Below are 18,292 nucleotides of genomic sequence, written 5' to 3' on the forward strand. Positions count from 1 at the left end.
AGTTCCTGGCCTGGTTGACCGCCCACCAATGCCACCTCACCATCCGACCAGTGGTAGATCCGGCCCATGAAGCCCGCGGTCGACGCCTACGAGACCCCGACAAGGATCCGGGACTTCATGCGGATCCGACATCCCGCGGAAGTGTTCCCCTACGGGGTCGGGACGACCGCCCATCTCGACCTGGACCACACCGTTCCGTACATCCTGATGGCTTCTGGTGGGCCGCCGGGCCAAACCGGCCTCGCCAACCGGGGTCCGCTCAGCCGGTCCAGCCACCGTGCGGTCACCCACGGCGGCTGGCGCCGCCGACAACCCGAACCCGGCCGGTACCTGTTCCGGTCCCCGACCGGCTTCACCTACCTGCTCACCAACCAGGGCACCCCGCCCCTTGGACGCCACCAGTTCGCCGACCAGGTCCGGCGCGCCGCCGCGCCCGCAGACGTCAGCACCGCCTAGGCGCTGACGGGGCGCCGCTGCGCCTCCACCACGATCAGCCCAGAGGCTTCGCCGAGCTCCTCCCCCTGCCAGCCCCCTCTGAGACCGGACACGAGGAAACCCGCAGCCTGAAGGTCAGCCATCAGCTGGTCGCAGTCACGGAAAGCCAGCGTGCTGGTGACGATGAGGTGCTCACCGGTCGCGCCGAAGACGTTGTGCGCCTCGAAGGTCACGTTGCCGTCCGCGGCCACCTCGGTGACGTCCAGCCATTCGGTGAGCCGACCGCTGGGGGTGTCACGCGTTCCGTAGGTCCCGGCTCGGTTCCAGTGCATCCATGCCTGGACCGCCGGGTTGCGGCTCTCGAACGCAAGCACACCGCCGTCCCGCAAGGCCGCGAAGACGTCGCTCAGGGTTGTCGTCCACTCCTCCCCGAGAATGGCCTGCGCAACGTTTCCGCTCATCACCACCAGATCGGCGTCCACCGCGCTGATCGAGCGCGAGTCCCCGAGGACCCATGCGACGCTGTCGCCTCCCGGTCGACCGCGGGCGACGTTGAGCATCTCCGGATCAGGGTCGACGCCGATCACGCGACGCGACCCTGTGGCGAGGGAGACCGTCAACAGGCCCGTGCCGCAGCCCAGGTCCACGATGGTGCGGGCCTGAACCTCGTTGGCGAGAGCCCGGTAGTAGTCGTGGTCCGGGCCGTCCGGGTTGTCCCGGTCGTAGAGCGCCACCAGCCGCGAGTCTGAGGGTTCCACCTCGGCATCCTAGGGACTGAGCTCAGCCCGGCAGGTGGCGGACCACCCAGCCGCCGTCGACCAGCCGGTACTCGGTGCGCCGGCTGGCCAGCTCGGGTCCGCCCTCCCAGAAGACGTACCGCGAGGGCGTGACGTCATAGCCCACCCAGGTCCCCGGCGGCTCCGGCCGCCCCTCCGGCAGCTCGGCGACGGCCGCGGCCCAGCGGGCCCGGCGCTCGTCGTCGTCCAGTCCGGCCAGCTCGGCGTCGTTCAGCCAGGCGAGGTGCCGCAGGTAGGCCGACCGTCGCCCGTACGCGGCGGTGCTGCGCTCCGCCGACTGCCGTTCGGCCCGTCCCTGCACGACCAGCTGGCGAGCCTGCTCGGGCAGCAGCAGGACCAGGCACACCCGCGGGTCGGTCTCGAGCTCGGCTGCCTTCGCCGACCGAGCATCGGTGTGGAAGGCGAACCCGGTCCCGGTGACCTCTGACAGCAGCAGGGTCCGGGCGACCGGCGCGCCGTCAGCGTCCACCGTGGCCAGCGTCAGCAGCGGTCGCGCCTCGTCGTCGTTCGCCGGCAGCCAGCACCGAGCCAGCTCGTGCGGGGTCACGGCAGGTGCCGGAACGCCGCGATCTCGTGCAGGGCGGCCACCGAACCGGCCACCGAGGCTTCGAAGATTGCGCGCCCGGCCTCGGCCGAGGCCTGGGTCGGGTCGCCGACCACCCCGGTGGGACCGAAGTCGTTGCTGAGCCAGCCGAAGGACACCGGCTTGCGGTTGATGCCGATGTACTCGAGCTGGGCCAGGTGCTCCGGCACGTGCCGCTCGGCCAGGCTCATGTCGACCAGGTCGGGCCGGACGTGCAGCACCAGCGACGTCTCCCCGTGCCCGGCGTGGATCCCCTGACCGAGCTCGTCGGCGCCGTCCGTCCCGCCGGTCCCGGCGGTCTGGAGCCCGGCCGGCATCGCGAAGGTGACCAGCCCGAACCGGCGCCGCAGCTCGCGGTTGGCCACCTGCAGCAGCGCTGAGTTGCCCCCGTGCCCGTTCATGAAGACGAGCTTCTTCGCCGGCGTCGCCGCGACCGACCGGCCGAGGTCGACCAGGGTCGACATCAGCGTGTCGTAGTTGAGCCACATCGTCCCCGGCGCCCAGTGGTGCTCGTCGGACTTCGTGTACGTCAGCGTCGGCAGCAGCCAGAGGTCAAGGCCTTCGGCCACCCCCTGCTCGACGGCCGCCGTCGCCATCGCCTCGGCCAGCAGCGCGTCGGTGACCAGCGGCAGGTGCGGCCCGTGGTGCTCGATCGCTCCCGTCGGGAGGATGATCACCGAGTCCGCGGTCAGCGTTGACGCCACCGCGGAGCCCGCCAGCTCGGCCAGCTTGCGCCCCGCCATCAGGACGCGCCGACCGTGGTCTGACCGCCCATGGTCTTGCCGGCTCCCGGCGCCAGCTCGGCGACCAGCTTGCCGGGGTTGAGCAGACCGTGCGGGTCGGTCCGGGCGGCCAGCGCCCGGGTGCGTTCGACCTCGAAGTCGACGTGCCACTGGTGCGGGCTGTGCACCCCGACGCCGAGCTCCCGCAACGCGTCGATCCCGGCGTAGACCTGTTCGGGGCTCTCGTACACCCCCGCCAGCATCCCGATCGGCGAGCCGTCGTACTGGGCCTCGATGTGCAGCATCCCGCCCTCGAACACCGCGTGCACCTCCTCGATCCGGTCGACCAGCGCGTGCCCGCCGACCTCGAGGTGGAAGTAGCGGCCGGGCGAGGTCTTCTGCAGCCACTCGATGGGGTGGTTGTAGGACAGCGTGCTGATCTTGACGCACGGCTGCGGACCGGGCCGGACGTCCTCGACCCGCCCGCCGACCGACTCCACCAGCGCGGTGGCGGCGTCCAGCGTGGCCACGTCGAGGATCGCTCGCAGGCTGGCCCGGCCGGCCGGGATCGCCGGGTCCGCCGGCAGCGCGTCGGCCAACATCGGCAGGTCACCGGAGACCAGCCGCGGCGTCGGCGTCAGGCCCCCGATCGGACGCAGCACCGTGAGCAGGTCGTCGAAGGTGTCAAAGCTGGCGTAGAAGCCGTGCCAGTCCCTCACCGGGTCGAGCCGGACGGTCGCCCGGGCGATGATCCCGGCCACCCCGTAGTTGTGCAGGTACGGCTGGGCCTCGTCGCCCTCGACGTGCACGAGCGCGGCGTCCGGGACGGCGTGCACCACGTCGAGCGCGGCCACGAAGCCCATGCTGTTGCTGCCGTGCTGCAGCGACCCGGTGCCGCCGGACCCGCCAGCGAGGAAGCCGCCGATGCTCGACTGCGCGGTCGAGGGGTACATCCACAGCTCCTGGCCGGTCTCCCGGGCGGCCTGCTCCAGCGTCACCATCGGCGCGCCGGCCTCGGCGGTGATCACCCCGTCCCCGACCTCGACGACCGCGCGGGCCCGGGACATGTCGAGCACCAGCCCGCCCGGCATCGGGATCGCCTGGCCGTAGTTGCCGGTGCCCTTGCCGCGCGGGGTGACGGCGACCCCGTACCGCACCGCCGCCCCGACCACCGACGCGATCTGCTCGGCGCTGGTCGGAAAGGCCACCACGTCGGCCATGCCCAGCGGCAGCTGCTCGACGATGATCGGCGACATCTTCGCGCCGTCGACCGACGCCTTCTCACGGATCCGACGGTCCATCGACACCCCGCGCGAGCCCAACAGCTCGACCAGCTCGGCGTAGAGGTCGTCGACCGCGGTCACTTGAGCCCGATCTTCGGGTCGAGGAACTCGTTCGTGACCAGGTCGTCCACCGTGAGCCCGGCGGCCGGCGGCGTCCCCAGCTTGTCGGCGATCGGACCCATCACGTCCAAGATCTTCTGCACCCGGTCCATGTCGAAGTCCCCGACCTCATCGTTCGTCCCGTTGCTGACCAGCTTGAGGGCTTTCTGTTGCTGGACAGAGAAGTCGGCGACGCCCTGGGAGTAGACCCAGCCGGTGTCGTACTGTTCGACCAGGTCCAAGATCAACGTGTTCGTCGCCACCGGGTCGCTGTAGAAGTCGACTTCGGCCTGCTGCATCACGGGCACCAGCTTCTTCAGACACGGAGACAGCTTCTCGAAGTCGGCGCTCTTGACCGACATGGTGCCCGCGTAGACCTGCCAGCCCGCGTCGTGGATCAGCTGGAAGGCGACCGGCTTGGCCCAGTCCGTGACCTCGTTCTCATAGATGTACGGCTCGGCGCTGGCGAAGCCCTGCTGCGCGTCTTTTCCCTGTGCAGCAACGAAGTTGGCCGGCGTGCCGTCGTAACCCTCGTCCACGTTCTTGCGGTCGATCTGGCCGCTGTCGACCAGGTACTCCATGTACGAAGCGCCGCCGAAGACCCGCACCACGGCCCCGGTCGCACCCAGGTCCTTGATCGTCTTCACGTCGGGATAGGTCGCCGGGTCCCACATGATCATCTGCGGGTTGATGTCGAGCGGAGCCATCACCGCCTTGACCGGCAGCTCCTTGGAGGTCTGGATCTGGCCGTCCGTGCTGGCGTAGCCGAGGGTGATCTTGTCGTCCTTGTACATCTGGGTGGCGACGGACTCGAAGCCGATCGCCGGCCCGCCCGCCCGGATCTCCACGTTCACCCCGGTCGGCTTGCCTGAGGACATCAACGGACCCGACACGCTCTTGAGCTTGGTGTTGACCTTGTACTCGCTGCCGAGCAGTGCGTACTGGGCGCCGTGCTCGGACTCCGGGTTCCAGTCGGTCTGGATGACGACCGTGGCGGGACAGTCGGCCGACAGGTCGACCGCACCCGCCGCCGCGCTGGGGGCGGGGCTGGCTGCGGGTGTGTCGGACGACCCGCAGGCGGCCAGTCCGGCGACGAGGACGAGGGCGGACGCGCCGGCGAAGGCACGGGGCAGGGTGATCATGGGTCTCCTGGTCAGGCGTCAACGAGTGGGAGCAGACGGGGTCGAGCGGGTCAGGCAGAAGGTTCGTACCAGCGGCCGACGGCGAGCTTGCCGATCCAGCCGAAGACCAGGAAGATCACCACGCCCAGCAGCGAGGCGGTGAGCACGGCCGCCCACAGCTCGGGGGTCTGCAGCCGGGACGCGTAGTTGTTGATCAAGACCCCGAGGCCCGCTTGGCCGCGACGGAAGAAGAAGTCGCCGACGATCGCCCCGATGACGGCGAGCCCGGCGGAAATGCGCATCCCGGCGAAGATCGCCGGCATGGCGCCGGGGAACTGCAGCTTCATCAGCACGGTCCAACGGCTCGCGCCCTGCAGCTGGAACAGCTCGCGCTGGCTCTTGTCCGCGGCCTGCAGTCCGAACAGCGTGTTCGAGACTATCGGGAACAGCGAGATCAGGACGCAGACCAGCACCCGCGACTCGAGGCTGTAGCCCAGGCTCGAGCCGATCAGCGGCACCAGGGCCAGGATCGGGATGCACTGCAGCATCACCGCGTACGGGAAGAGCGAACGCTCCACCCACCGGGCCTGCGACATCAGCACCGCCCAGACGACCCCGATCACGATGGAGATCGCCAGACCGGTCAGCGCCACCGCGGTCGACAGGCCCAGGCTGGCCAGCAGGTCGGGGGTGATCGGCTTGTCGCGCGGGTCGCTCGGGGCGAACGACTCGACGATGATGCGGGTCGGGTTGGGCAGGATCGTGGTCCGGCCCTGGGCGGTGAGGTAGCCGGCGATCGCGTACCAGAGAACGAGGATCACCCCGAACGCGATCAGCGGTGGGCCGTACACCTTGAGCCGGTCGCCGCGCTTGGCCGGCGGCCGCGCCACCACCTTTGGCTGGCTGTCCTCGGCGGCCTGCTTGACGGCGGTGGCGGTCATGGGCGAAGCCTCTCGGGAGTGAGGAGGGATCCCGGACGACGCGCGGATCTGGCACGACGTCGAACCCCGTCGTCCGGAATCGCGACGAACGACTGAGATGCGGCGAAGCCCAGGACCCCGGAGCGCGGAGCGCGACCACCGAGCGCGGTCACGAGTGGGCTCCGCGCAGCGCGTGCGACACCTGGCCGCTGAGGGCCGCGAACTCGGGGGTGAAGCGAAAGTCGGGATCCCGCGGGTAGGGCTGGTCGACCTCGAAGGAGTCGACGATCCTCCCCGGTCGGCCGCTCATCACCACGACCCGGGTGGAGAGGTAGACCGCCTCGGCCACCGAGTGGGTGATGAACAGACCGGCGAACTGACGCTCGCCGAAGATCCGCAGCAGCTCATCGCCCAGCCGTTCGCGGGTGATCTCGTCCAGCGCCCCGAACGGCTCGTCGAAGAGGAACAGCTCGGGGTCGAGGGTGAGGGAGCGGGCCAGCGAGGTGCGCATCTTCATGCCACCGGACAGCTGCTTGGGCAGGTCGCGCTCAAAGCCGGTCAGCCCGACCAGGTCGATCGCCGCCTTGGCCTTCTCGGCGCGGACGCGGCGCGGCTCCTTGGCCAGCTCGGCCAGCAGCTCGACGTTGGCCTGGACCGTCCGCCACGGCAGCAGGGTCGCGTCCTGGAACACGTAGCCGGTCCGTTTCGTGCCCAGGCTCACCGAGCCCTCGCTGGCGGTCTCGAGCCCGGACGCGATCCGCAGCAGGGTGCTCTTGCCGCAGCCGCTGGGTCCGACCACCGTCACGAAGTCTCCGCGTCGCACGGTCAGGTCGACTCCGGCGAGCGCCACCGTGCCGTTGGGGAACTGCATGGCGATGCCCGCGAAGTCGACCAGGGAGTCCGCGGGCGCGGGTGGTGGCTCGGCCGTCAGGTGTGCCGGGGTTGCTGGTGCGGTCACCGGGATCAGGCCTCCTGCAGGGTCGCGGACGAAGTCTGGGATGTGGGTACGGGCGCGGCGAGCTCGAGCTGCGTGGTCGTCCGGGCGACCAGCCGGCCGGCCCGGAGCACCATCCGGTCGGCGGGGGCACAGGCGACCACCTCGGCGAGGTCGACTCCGCGGACGGCCAGCAGGTCGGCTCGGGCGCCGACGACAGGTCCGGCCGCGGGCAGCCGCATGACGTCACGGGCGCCGGTGCTGACTGCGGCGTACGCCTCGGCCGTGGTCAGGTGGCCGGCGACCACGAGCAGCATCGCCGTCTCCAGCCCGTCGCTGCGGCCCAGGGGGTTGAACGGGTCGCGGACGTTGTCCGCTCCGGCGGCGAAGCGGGCGCCGGCGTCCAGCAGCTCGCGGGCCGGCACCAGGCCGCGCGGCGTCGACGTGTCGTGCTGCCAGCCCTGCAGGTACAGGTTGGTGATCGGGTTGGCGATGATCCCGACGTCGCTGGCGACCACCTCGGCGATGATCCTCACCCGTTCGGCGGTCTCGAGCGTCCCCAGCCGGCAGCAGTGCCCGGCGGAGACGTTCTGGCTCCAGCCGCGGACCGCCCGCGCGTACGCGTCCAGGGTGACGGGCCCGTCCAGGGACTCATCGACGTGCAGGTCGACCCCGACCCCCCGCCGTTCGGCGATGGACAGCAGCCGCGTCATGTCGGCGAGGGGGTCGAGCGCGAGGTGCGGAGCGCCGCCCACCAGGTCCACGCCCAGGTCGAGAGCCATGTCGACCGCCCGGTCAGTCGTGTCCGGGCCGGCGAGCGCGACCAGCTCGAGGTCCATCAGCGAGCCGAGCTCCTCGCGCACCCGGACCAGCGCCCGGACGTTCAGCGTCGGGTCGTCGCCGAGCCGGATGTCGACGTGGGTGCGGACGGCGGTGGTCCCGAGCGCGAGCATGGCCAGCGCCTGGGCCCGGGCCCGGGCGGCCACGTCGTCCTCGGTCATGACGTCGGAGTAGGACCGCCAGGCGCCGATCGCGCTGATCAGGTCGCCCATCGGCGGCTGGATCGCGGTCCACGAGCGAGCCTTGTCCAGGTGGGCGTGCGGGTCGGCGACGGCGGGCAGCAGCAGGTAGCCGGTGAGGTCCAGCTGCGCGTCGCTCGGAGCGGCCTGACCGGTGGGGACGACGGCGGTGACGAGGCCGTCCGCTAGCACGACATCGACCTGCGAGCCGTCGGCCAGGGTCGCGTTCCGCAGCAGGGCGAGGGGCGACGCAGTGAGCACGGCTCCCCCTGTCCAGCCTCCAGACCGCTACGTGCGGTATTGATCAGGCCAATATCGTGACCGTAGGGACTCGGTGTTCCGGTCGGGTTGCTATCGCATTCCTGCGTCGTTACGAGCAGCACCACGACACTAGAGTCAGGATCCTGATGGCGAGCTGGGGCGCGAACGACGACGAGCGGATCGGCCGCTACGTGCGGCAGCTGAGGCGTGCCCGCGGGCTGACGTTGACCCAGCTGGCCGCTCTCGCCGAGCTGTCACAGCCGTTCCTGTCCCAGCTGGAACGCGGTCTGGCCCGCCCCAGCATGGCCTCGCTGTCGCGGATCGCGTACGCCCTGGGCAGCAGCCAGCTCGAGATCATCGCCGCTGCGGTCGAGCTGGACGGTCCGGCGCCGGGACCGGCGCCCACCCTGGTCCGGGCTGAGGAAGGCAGCCACGGCCGCTACGGCCTCGGCGAGGCCCGGCTGCTGGTGGCGGGCGACCGGCCGTTCTACCCGATGACGTTCGTCGCGGACAACACTGAGCGCGGTGACTTCCACCGGCACCCCGAGGGCGAGTTCCTGCACGTGCTGGAGGGTAGCTGCAGTGTCGACCTGGGCAGGGTCGACCTGGGCAGGGTCGACCCCAGTGGGAGCCCAGAAGGTGAGCACTACGAGCTCGGCGTCGGCGACTCGCTCTACTACGCCGGCGGGACGCCCCACCGGTGGTACTCACGCGACGGCGCCCGGTACCGGCTGTTCGTGGTCAAGCAGCACGTGCTGCTCAGCACGGCCGCGCGCACGGCCGCGCCTCAGCTGGTCACCGACCTGATCGGGGCGACACCGTGAGCGGGATGTTCAGCGACGTCGAACGCGACTGCGTGGTCACCGAGCACACCCAGGTGGCCGAGGGTGTCGTCCGGCTCGAGCTCGTCCCCCAGAACGGCCGCGACCTGCCGCCCTGGGAGCCCGGGTCGCACATCGACCTGCTGTTGGCCGGTGCTCCGGATGGACCCATCGAGCGGCAGTACTCGCTCTGCGGCGACCCGGCCGACCGGTCCCGCTACACCGTCGCGGTGCTGATGGAGCCCAACGGCCGCGGCGGCTCGGCCGCCGTGCACACCGACCTCAGCGTGGGGTCGGCCGTCCGGATCCGCGGGCCACGCAACCACTTCATCTACGAGCCACCTCCTGGGGTGCCGGTGGTGTTCGTGGCCGGCGGGATCGGCATCACGCCGTTCCTGTCCATGGCGCGCGCCGCAGCCGCGGCCGGCACCGACTTCACGCTCGTCTACGCCGGCCGAGCTCGGCGCCGGATGGCCTTCGCCGACGCGCTGACCCAGGCGTACGGCGACCGGGTCCACACCCACGTCAGCGAGGAACACACCCGGCTGGACGTCGCGGTCACCCTGGCCGAGCTGCCGCCGGAGACGCACGTCTACGCCTGCGGCCCGACCGGTCTGATCGGGGCGGTGGAGGCCGCGTGGGGCGACCGGCCGGCCGGGCAGCTGCACGTGGAGCACTTCGAACCGCTGGAGTTCGGGCCGCCGGTGTGGCAGGACATCTTCGAGGTCGAGCTGGCCCTGACCGGGGTGACCGTCGAGGTGCCGTTGGACCGGTCCGTGCTCGACGTCGTCGAGGAGCAGGGGGTGCTGGTGGTGTCCTCCTGCCGCAAGGGCACCTGCGGCACCTGCGAGACGCCCGTGCTGGAGGGCGCCATCGAGCACCGCGACTCCGTCCTCGCCCCCGACGAGAAGGACGCGGCCGACACCATGATGATCTGCGTCTCCCGTGCCGCCGGCCCCCTGCTGGTCCTCGACCTCTGACCAGGTTGCGCTGGTGAGCTCTAGCGGCCGACGCGGGCGTGCAGGTCGGCGACGACCTGAGGCTCGTCGGCGTTGACCAGCTCGCCGTCGCGGACCACCAACCGACCGGCCACCACGACGTGCCGAGGGCGGCGGCCGGGAGCGGCCCAGAGCAGCCCGGCCACCGGGTCGGCGACCCCGGCGTCGGCGACCCCGCTGACGTCCCAGACGGCTAGGTCGGCGGCCGCCCCGACCCGCAGCCGGCCGAGCTCGGGCCGGCCGAGTCCGGTCGCCGAGCCGGCCGTGGCCATGGACAGCACCTCCCGGGCGCTCAACCGGCTGCCGGCGAGCGGGGCGACCTGCATCGCCAGCCGAGCGTCGGCCAGCAGGTGACCGGCGTCGTTGCTGCCGCCGCCGCTGGTGCCGAGCCCCACCGGAACCCCGGCGGCCCGCAGCGCGGCGACCGGCGCCACCCCCCAGCCCATCGGCAGGTCGCAGCCCGGTGCGTGGGTGGCGCTCACCCCGTTCGCGGCGATCCGGACGATCTCGTCGGCGGTGACGTCGCAAAGGTGGGCGAGCGTGACGTCGGGCGCCAGCCAGCCCCAGTCCTCGAGCAGGTCCAGGGGGCGCCGGCCGTAGCGTTCGGCCGCGACGGCCACGTCGACCTGCTCGTTGCTCTGCGTCCGCCGCCGCAGCCCGAACCGGGCGGCCACCTCGCCGAGCAGCCGGTAGGTCTCCTCGCTGTCGCTGTGCACGCCGGCCGGGCCGACGGCCAGCTGCAGCATCCCGTCCGCGCTGACCCCGCCCACGCCGCCGGGCACCAGGGCCGCGGCGAGTTCGGCCGCCGAGGTCGCCGCGACCTGCGGGTCGTCGCGGGCCGTACCGCGGACGAAGACCAGCCGCGCACCGAGCCCACGCGCCGCCTCGGCGGTCCCCCGCGCCATCGCGACCGGGTCGGCCTCCGCCGGCCAGGTCAGGTGGTGGTCGGCGACGGTGGTCACCCCGCTGAGCAGGCTCTCGGCCAGCCCGGCCCGCGCCGCGAGCAGGCAGAGCTCGGCGTCCACGCCGACCGACGCGTACGCCGCAGCCATGGTCGGCAGCCAGGCCGCCATCGGCACGCCACGGGTGCCGGGCAGCGTCCGGAACGCCGTCTGCAGCAGGTGGTGGTGGGCGTTGACCAGCCCCGGCGTCACCAGGCAGCCGCTCACGTCCAGCTCGACCGCCCCCGCCCCGGGCTGGTCCGCCACGACACCGCCCGCCAGGTGCACCGGGCCCTCGCGCTCGGTCGTCTCGTCGACGACCACCGCGACCGCGCCCACCAGCGAGAGGGGATCCGTCCGTTCGTCGGCCACGTTCGGGAGTGTAGGCGCGGGCCACGTGAGAAGCCGGCGCGACGGCCGCGTAACGGGCGGGGGGGTCACGCCGAGCGCCACCGGCGGCCTGCGATGGTGAGCGCCATGCGCGACGAGCACGCGGCCGGCTGGGCCGACACCGTCCTCCAGGTGCTGGGCACGACCTACCCGTACGGCGCCGCGCACGTCACGACCGGCCCAGACGACGTGGACGCCGACCCCGTCCGGCTGCACCCGGCCTTTCACGGCAGCTTCGACTGGCACTCCTCGGCGCACATGCAGTGGTCGGCGGTCCGGTTGCTCACCCTGGCGCCCGAGGCGCTCGGGGCCGAACGGGTGGCGCGGCTGACCGCGCTCCTCGACCAGCGACTGACCCTCGAGCACGGTCGGGTCGAGGCCGCCTACCTGCAGGAGCGGCCCTCCTACGAGCGCCCGTACGGTTGGGCCTGGGCGGGGATGCTGGCGGCCGCGGTCGCGGACTGCCCCCGGCCGGAAGCGCGCGGCTGGGCCGCCGCGCTCGCTCCGGTGGCCGACACCGTTGCCGACCTGTTGCTGGCCTGGCTGCCCCGGTTGGCGTACCCGGTCCGGCACGGCGTGCACGGCAACACCGCGTTCGCGGCCAGCCTGGCGCTCGAGGCGTACGGTGCCCTCGGCCGAGCCGACGTCGTCGAGGCGGTCGGACGGCACGCCCGACGCTGGTTCGGGAGTGACCGGGACTATCCAGCGTCGTGGGAGCCGAGCGGCAACGACTTCCTCTCCCCGGCCCTGTGTGAGGCCGACCTGATGCGGCGGGTGCTGTCCCCGGCCGAGTTCACCGACTGGCTGGCCAGGTTCCTGCCGACGCTGGGCACCGAGGACGACCCGCTGCTGCGCGTACCCAAGGTGCTCGACCGGACGGACGGCCAGCTGGTCCACCTCTTCGGGCTGGGCCTCTCACGCGCCTGGCAGCTGCGACTGCTCAGCTCGAGCCTGCCGGTCCAGTCACGGCAGCGGGTGGCCGCGGCTTCGGCGACCCAGATCGCGGTGGTGAGTCAGGAGATCGTGGCCGGTGACTTCATGTCGACGCACTGGCTGGTCTCATTCGCCCTGCTGGCCACGACGGTGAGGTGAAGCAGAGCCAGCGGGCCGCAGCCAGCCGGCTCTGCTTCTTGTTTGCGGAGCCCGATCCCCCGATCGTCTCAACTCCCGTACTTGACGTTACAACCTCATGATCTGTCGAACTAGACGCAACGACCCAGTTGTCCTCAAGTGGACATGTCCATAACTGGACAGGACATTTCGACACCGCGGGTTGCACGACAGTAGTAGCGTCCATGACTGAGGGGCGAGGGAATGAACCCCCGAGCATTCTCTCGCCTCTCGCTCACCTCTGTTTCGTGCGCATCTCCGAGTCGAGCCCAGCTCCTCATCCCGCCGGCGGTACGAGCCGGAGCACCGCTGGCGGTAGTGGCCGGTCCTCGGTGAAGGTGTCCGTTGGCTCCTCCGCCCAGGTCGCGATCTCCGTCCGCAGCCCCTCGATCCGCTTCTGGGCGGCGTTGAGCCGGCCGGCCGTCATCGGGTAGGACGGTTCCTTCGTCACCCCGGTGAGGACGTCGTCGTAGAACGCCGACTGGGTCGCTGCGTAGCCGTGCTCGAAACGGCCGAACCAGTCGCTCAGCCCGGCGGTGGCCGTCCGGAACCGGATCCAGCGGTGGTTGTCCCAGCCGTGACCGGTCGGTCCGAACTGCTCGACGAGCTTCGCGGCGGCGAAGCGGCCCCGGGTGCTGAGCCGGCTGACGGTCAGCTCGGGCATGGCGAGGTTGAGCCCACCCTCGCCGGCGTCGGGGTCCTGGAAGACCGTCACCACGCGGTCGCGGTAGCCCGGCATCACCAGGGCCGCCTCGTCGACCCAGCCGCGGGCCGTCTGCACCAACGACATGCCGAACGCGAGCAGCTGAGCCAGCGGGCTCTTGGCCGTCCACGAGGCGGTCCGCCGCGGCAGCGCACCCTCGGTGACCTTCGGCAGATAGCTGTTCTGTCGCTCGTCGGCGACCCGCGGCCGGTCAGCGGAGAAATCGGCGAGGTCGATCGCGAAGGTGGGTCGGGTGGGCAGCGGGGAGTCGAAGAAATGCACCGGCAGGTTCGCCGTCAGCCCGCCGTCGGAGAACCAGTTGACCAGCGGGACCGGGGACGAGGCGTCCGCGCGGTCGATGGTGTAGAGCGGAACGGCCGCGATCAGCAGCGGAAAGCTGAGGCTCATCCGGGCGGCCACGATGATCGGCAGCTTGTCGGCCGGCGGGAAGGGCCGCTTCGGCAGCACCGCCTGCAGCAGCCGCTCGCGGTCGCCACGTTCCGCAGCCTCGGTCGGCAGTGGCGGCGGACTGTCCACCATCGCCTGGGCGACCGTGGGACCAAAGAGCGCCTCGAACTCGGCGGGGTCGAAGAAGTAGGTGCCGTCGTCCCACGGCATCGCCATCGGCTGCGCCCGGCTGAGGTTCGTGGTCATCACCTTGAGCACGACGTCGTGCTTCTCCAGGTCGCCGAAGGTCAGCGGTTCGGCCATCGGGCGGCCGGCGAGCTCCTGCAGCCGCGCGTACAGCCAGGGTGTCAGGGCCAGGTCGGCGTCGGTCTCGCCGCGTCCGGAGGAGATGCCGAAGCCTTGGGCCGGCAGCTGCCTCAGGTCCGCGACGACGGCGGTGAGCGCCGCGACGAGCACCCCGACCAACGCGAGCCCCAGACCCACCAGGGTCAGCAGCAGCGAGCTCCCGACGCCGGCGGCGTTCAGGGCACCGCTGAGGCCGACGACGCCGACCGCGGCCAGCACCAGACCGGGCAACACGCCCACGAGCACGCGGCGCTTGGCCCGGATCACCAGGCCGCGGAGGACCCGGCCGGCGACCTTCAGCATCGACCCGGCCGGAGCCGGGCTCGGCAGCCGGGACACCTCGTCCAGCCCCGCGGTGAGCAGTGCGAAGAGCCGCCGCGCCCCGTGCTGCGGCCGGAACAGGTGGAACAGCAGCGAACGGCCGTCCGACTGGGCTCCGGAGAGCAGCGTGGGGAACCTAGACAGCCCGAGGAAGCCTGGCGGCAGCGGCGACGTGCCGCCCGTGGCGGCGGAGCTCAGGGCGGCGGGGCTCGTCTGGACCGGGTTCGGCACCGTCGCCGTCTTGGACTGGCGGCCCACCTCGGCCGCCGCGGCCGCCGCGGCAGCGATCGCTCCGGCGGACGCGCCGCCGACGGAGTGCAGCCGGTAGGTCTGGGCGAGCTCGCAGACCGCCAGCGGATAGATCACCCCGCTGGTGATGCCGCCCTTCATCACGATGTCGCAGTCGAGCGTGGGGTGCAGGAACGACGCCTCGGCAAAGGGGTCGGGTGCGGGGTGGTTGGCTGCCTCGGCCATGGGCGTTCCTCTCAGCGGACAGGGCAACGGGCAGTCCTGCCACGGTTACGACGTCAGAGTGCGCGAGCACTCCTGCTGATACGTCCGCCCTTCGAGGCTGACACGAACGGCGCTCGGGCTCTTGACAGCAGTGGGTGCCGAAGAGCGATGATGTGGATGCTGACACCCATTAGCCGACCTGGTCCGAGCGTGCCGATCACATCCGCCGCACGCTCGTGGGGGTAACTCCTCCGTCGCCCGCGTCACTTGTTTTCCGCTCTCCCGATCGCCTTCGCGGCGTGGCGTGGGGCACCGCGCGTGAGGACCAGTCGTGTCCGTCGACCCCGCTCCCAACAGCTCCCCCTTCGTCTTCGGCGGCCACACCACCCACGCCGAGTCGCTGCAGGGACGCGCCACCACGTAGGCGCTCGGTCCCCACCGCTGGTCGGGTCCTCGACGAGGTGATCGACCGTTCCTTGCGACGCAAGCTGGACGATCTCTGCGTCAACGTGATCAACGCCGTCCCGTCCGCGTCCGGCGCGGGCGTCGCGATCGCCGACTCCGGTCCGTGGCCTCGTGAGCCCGAGCCGTCATCGAAAGCCGCGACGCACGCCGGCATCGTCGCCACCCCGCCGACCGCACACGCCGTCCTCAGGACGGAGTGGCTGCTGCAGGAGGGTCCGGTCCGGACCTCGATGACTCGGGGCAGGCCGCGGTGTCCGGACGGCTCGCCGCCGACCGCCGGTGGCCCCGGCTCGGCCGGGCACTGACGTCCGACGACACGGCGAGCGCCGTCGCGGTGCCGCTCATGCTCGGTCCCGCGTTCCCCGGCGGGGCACTCGCGGTCTACTCACGCGCCGAGGACGCGTTCGACCCGCGTGACGTCCGCGTGCTGATGACCCTCGCCTACGCGATGGCCGACATCATCGCCCGCGACCGGCTGTGGTGGTGCGCCCAGTGGATCCTGCAGCAGTCCGGCTACGCCCGCATCGTCCACCAGGCGGTCGGGATCTTGATCAGCCGGAACTGCGACGAGGGGCAGGCACTGGCCAGGCTGCAGCGGATCAGCAGCGCGACCGACCGGCCGCTGGCCGAGGTCGCGCAGATGATCGTCGACGAGGCACTGACCGAGGCTCACCTGCAGTACATCGTCCAGACCCCTCAGCAGCGGATCACCCATGTCGCTGTGGGGCGGTAGCATTCCGGGCTCAAGCGCGAGCGTCGCGTTCGGGGGCTATCGAGCACATCGAAGGCTTCTCTGGTGAGCGCACAGGAAATGACCCCCACCTCCATCGCGACGGGCGATCCATCGGTGGAGACCGGCGACTCCCCCGGCGTTGACGCCGCTGGCCGCAGCCCTCGCGCTGGCGCCGTCGCCGGAGCGCTCGAGATGCCGCGGGTAGCCCTCGACCAGCTGCTCGAGCAGCTGCGCTTCCGCGCGGACGACGTGTTGACCACCCAGGGGCGACTCCGCGGCCTGCTGCGGGCGAACGCCGTGCTGGCCTCCGACCTCAGCCTGTCGTCACTGCTGGAGACCCTGGTCGAGGAGGCCCGCACCCTGCTCCAGGCGCGGTACGCCGCGATCGTGGTGATGGGCGCGAACGACCGGATGGACGCCATCGTCCAGGTCGGCATGCCGGCTTCGCTGCTGAGCAAGGTGCAGGGCCACCCGGCCTGGCACGAGGTGTCCGAACTCCTCGCGCCGGACACGATCGACGGCGAGGAGGCACCAGAGACCCCCGACTACGGGGACGCAACGGCGGAGGAGTCGACCGCGACCGGCTTCCTCGAGCTGCCGGTCCGGATGGGCGCCAAGGTGTACGGGCGGCTCTACCTGCGCAAGCAGGCGCCGGCGGTCTTCACCGACGAGGACGAGCAGATCGTCACCGCCCTGGCCGCCACCGCCGGCGTGGCGCTGGCCAACGCCAGCCTGTTCGAGGAGTCGGAGCAGCGTCACCGGTGGCTCATCGCAGCGAGCGGGCTGGCGAACACGTTGCTGTCCAACCAGAGCACCCACCCGCTGGAGCTGGTGTGTCAGTCCGCGTTGCGGGCCGCCCGGGCCGACTTCGTCACCGTGACCCTGCCGGACGAGACCTACGCGGCCGGCGTGGCCTCGGAGAGCAGCCTGTTGGCCGACGAGACGCTGTCGCACCTCGCTGAGCTGCGGCGCGACGCCCAGCTGACGCTGCGCTCCGGCCGGCCGATGCTGCTGAACAACTACGGCGACGACCGCGCCTCGTCCGTGGGCGACGTCCGGGTCGGGTCGGTGATGGTGGTGCCGCTGGTGGCGGGCGACCACGCCGAGGGTGCCATGACGCTGGGCCGCGTGGCCGGCAGCACGGAGTTCAGCGAGGCTGACCTGGCGATGACGTCGGCCTTCGCCACCCAGGCCGCGGTGGCGCTGGCCTTCAACGCGGCCCGGCAGTCCGAGCTGCAGCTGGCGAGGCTGGAGGACCGCGACCGGATCGCCATGGACCTGCACGACCACGTGATCCAGGAGCTCTTTGCGGTGGGGATGGGTCTCGAGGGCCTGTCCACGGTCGCCGACGTGGCCGAACGAACGGCCCGGGTGGGACGCTACGTCGACGCGCTCAACAACACGATCAGCACCCTGCGGACCCGGATCTTCCAGCTGCAGCCGAGCCGTCACGACGCGCGCGGCCTGCAGACGCGGATGCTCGAGCTCGCCGCTTCCCAGACCGAGCACCTGGGCTATCCGCCCCAGCTGCACTTCGCCGGCCCGATCGACGCGGCAGTCGAGGACGACGTCGCCGACGACATCCTCGCCGTCACCGGTGAAGGGTTGTCCAACTGCGCCCGGCACGCGCACGCCACCTCCGTCACGGTCAGGCTGACCAACCGGGAGGGGGTGCTGACCCTGACCATCGCCGACAACGGCATAGGGATCGGCCCCACGGTGAGGTCCAGCGGGCTGAGCCACATGCGCCGTCGAGCCGAGCGGCACCGCGGCACCCTGACCATCACCGCCCCCGCCGAGGGCGGCACCCGGCTCACCTGGACCGCGCACCTCTGACCTCGCGGCGTCCTGCCAAGGCCCCTTCGAACCGTCAGCCTAGAAGTTCTTGACCCCTCTGGAGATTGTTACCGTGCCTCGGTGCGCGAAGGGTCTCCTCAGGTCGGCTGGGCGGCCGTACTTGCCTCGGTGGCAGTGGTCTCGGTGGTGCTGGGCGGCTGCGGTGGGGCCGACGGCAGCCCGGCGGACCCTGCCCCGTCCGCCTCTGTCAGCGGTCTGGGACCCGCCGTAGCTCCACCTAGCTCGCCTGAGGCGGGAGAGGTCGCCCGCTTCTGGTTCACCCGACCCGGAGACAACAAGGTGTCTGTCGGCCCCGATGCCGTTGCCGGTGACGAGCTGGTGGTGCGCGGCGCCTGCCGGAGTCACACGGGCCGCTTGGTCTGGAAGGTGTTCGACAACACCGGTGACGTGGACAGCGCGGCGGAGGTGAGGATCCTCGACCAGGGCGAGTTCGTCTGCGACGGGACGAACCAGATCCACTCGGCGACGGTCGGCGCGTTCCGAGATGTGGCCATCCTCGGGGTAACCGACACCGAGGCTTCGGCGGACGCGGGCGAGAGCGCCTGGCTGACTCTCGCCAACGAGTAGCCCGCG

The 18,292-nt window shown here is 71.5% G+C and carries 18 protein-coding genes; 8 read left to right on the forward strand and 10 right to left on the reverse strand.

Features of this window, described 5'->3' with window-relative positions; translation table 11 throughout:
* Positions 1–66: 66 nt before the first annotated feature.
* Positions 67–456: a hypothetical protein gene (locus ACFE76_RS16420; protein ID WP_375432851.1), complete on the forward strand. Its 390-nt coding sequence runs from the start codon at positions 67–69 to the stop codon at positions 454–456.
* Here ACFE76_RS16420 and ACFE76_RS16425 read toward each other — a convergent pair.
* The 8 genes from ACFE76_RS16425 to ACFE76_RS16460 all read right to left on the reverse strand — a co-directional run bounded on the left by ACFE76_RS16425 (position 453) and on the right by ACFE76_RS16460 (position 8,174).
* The gene (locus ACFE76_RS16425) at positions 453–1,193 is read right to left on the reverse strand and encodes a class I SAM-dependent DNA methyltransferase (protein ID WP_375432852.1); all 741 of its coding nucleotides are present in this window, start codon (positions 1,191–1,193) and stop codon (positions 453–455) included. The genes ACFE76_RS16420 and ACFE76_RS16425 overlap by 4 nt on opposite strands.
* Before the next feature lie 22 nt (positions 1,194–1,215).
* The gene (locus tag ACFE76_RS16430; RefSeq protein ID WP_375432853.1) at positions 1,216–1,779 is read right to left on the reverse strand and encodes a pyridoxamine 5'-phosphate oxidase family protein; all 564 of its coding nucleotides are present in this window, start codon (positions 1,777–1,779) and stop codon (positions 1,216–1,218) included.
* Positions 1,776–2,558 (reverse strand): creatininase family protein, encoded by a 783-nt coding sequence (locus ACFE76_RS16435; RefSeq protein ID WP_375432854.1) that lies wholly within the window; start codon positions 2,556–2,558, stop codon positions 1,776–1,778. The genes ACFE76_RS16430 and ACFE76_RS16435 overlap by 4 nt, the downstream gene beginning before the upstream one ends.
* On the reverse strand, positions 2,558–3,901 hold the full coding sequence (locus ACFE76_RS16440; protein ID WP_375432855.1) for an FAD-binding oxidoreductase: 1,344 nt from the start codon (positions 3,899–3,901) through the stop codon (positions 2,558–2,560). Before ACFE76_RS16440 ends, ACFE76_RS16435 begins: the two co-directional genes overlap by 1 nt.
* On the reverse strand, positions 3,898–5,061 hold the full coding sequence (locus ACFE76_RS16445; protein WP_375432856.1) for an ABC transporter substrate-binding protein: 1,164 nt from the start codon (positions 5,059–5,061) through the stop codon (positions 3,898–3,900). The genes ACFE76_RS16440 and ACFE76_RS16445 overlap by 4 nt, the downstream gene beginning before the upstream one ends.
* A gap of 50 nt (positions 5,062–5,111) precedes the next feature.
* Positions 5,112–5,981: an ABC transporter permease gene (locus tag ACFE76_RS16450; protein ID WP_375432857.1), complete on the reverse strand. Its 870-nt coding sequence runs from the start codon at positions 5,979–5,981 to the stop codon at positions 5,112–5,114.
* Between the two features lie 148 nt (positions 5,982–6,129).
* On the reverse strand, positions 6,130–6,918 hold the full coding sequence (locus tag ACFE76_RS16455; protein WP_375432858.1) for an ABC transporter ATP-binding protein: 789 nt from the start codon (positions 6,916–6,918) through the stop codon (positions 6,130–6,132).
* A 5-nt stretch (positions 6,919–6,923) separates the two neighbouring features.
* Positions 6,924–8,174, reverse strand: a complete 1,251-nt coding sequence (locus tag ACFE76_RS16460) for an amidohydrolase family protein (RefSeq protein WP_375432859.1) — start codon at positions 8,172–8,174, stop codon at positions 6,924–6,926.
* A gap of 146 nt (positions 8,175–8,320) precedes the next feature.
* Between ACFE76_RS16460 and ACFE76_RS16465 the strand changes: the two genes are divergently transcribed.
* Positions 8,321–8,998: a helix-turn-helix domain-containing protein gene (locus ACFE76_RS16465; RefSeq protein ID WP_375432860.1), complete on the forward strand. Its 678-nt coding sequence runs from the start codon at positions 8,321–8,323 to the stop codon at positions 8,996–8,998.
* 5 nt (positions 8,999–9,003) lie between these two features.
* A complete protein-coding gene (locus tag ACFE76_RS16470; RefSeq protein ID WP_375432861.1) occupies positions 9,004–9,975 on the forward strand; it encodes a PDR/VanB family oxidoreductase in 972 nt (323 codons plus the stop codon).
* A gap of 20 nt (positions 9,976–9,995) precedes the next feature.
* Here ACFE76_RS16470 and ACFE76_RS16475 read toward each other — a convergent pair whose 3' ends face one another.
* A complete protein-coding gene (locus tag ACFE76_RS16475; protein ID WP_375432862.1) occupies positions 9,996–11,306 on the reverse strand; it encodes an amidohydrolase family protein in 1,311 nt (436 codons plus the stop codon).
* Between the two features lie 105 nt (positions 11,307–11,411).
* Here ACFE76_RS16475 and ACFE76_RS16480 point away from each other — a divergent pair, with 105 nt between their 5' ends.
* Positions 11,412–12,416, forward strand: coding sequence for a DUF2891 domain-containing protein (locus tag ACFE76_RS16480; protein ID WP_375432863.1), 1,005 nt, complete (start codon positions 11,412–11,414; stop codon positions 12,414–12,416).
* Positions 12,417–12,711: 295 nt separating this feature from the next.
* On the opposite strand, the gene ACFE76_RS16485 is transcribed toward ACFE76_RS16480, so the two are convergent.
* Complete coding sequence (locus tag ACFE76_RS16485) at positions 12,712–14,685, reverse strand: hypothetical protein (protein ID WP_375432864.1); 1,974 nt, start codon at positions 14,683–14,685, stop codon at positions 12,712–12,714.
* A gap of 440 nt (positions 14,686–15,125) precedes the next feature.
* Between ACFE76_RS16485 and ACFE76_RS16490 the strand changes: the two genes are divergently transcribed.
* From ACFE76_RS16490 to ACFE76_RS16505, 4 genes are all read left to right on the forward strand, one after another.
* Positions 15,126–15,434 carry a hypothetical protein gene (locus tag ACFE76_RS16490; protein WP_375432865.1) on the forward strand — a complete coding sequence of 103 codons (309 nt, stop codon included), beginning with the start codon at positions 15,126–15,128 and terminating at the stop codon, positions 15,432–15,434.
* Positions 15,380–15,862, forward strand: a complete 483-nt coding sequence (locus tag ACFE76_RS16495) for a GAF and ANTAR domain-containing protein (protein WP_375432866.1) — start codon at positions 15,380–15,382, stop codon at positions 15,860–15,862. Before ACFE76_RS16490 ends, ACFE76_RS16495 begins: the two co-directional genes overlap by 55 nt.
* Positions 15,863–15,925: 63 nt before the next feature.
* Positions 15,926–17,698 (forward strand): GAF domain-containing sensor histidine kinase, encoded by a 1,773-nt coding sequence (locus ACFE76_RS16500; protein WP_375432867.1) that lies wholly within the window; start codon positions 15,926–15,928, stop codon positions 17,696–17,698.
* A gap of 81 nt (positions 17,699–17,779) precedes the next feature.
* The gene (locus ACFE76_RS16505) at positions 17,780–18,286 is read left to right on the forward strand and encodes a hypothetical protein (protein ID WP_375432868.1); all 507 of its coding nucleotides are present in this window, start codon (positions 17,780–17,782) and stop codon (positions 18,284–18,286) included.
* Positions 18,287–18,292: the final 6 nt, after the last annotated feature.

This window comes from uncultured Friedmanniella sp. (assembly GCF_964244005.1).
Lineage (GTDB): Bacteria > Actinomycetota > Actinomycetes > Propionibacteriales > Propionibacteriaceae > Microlunatus.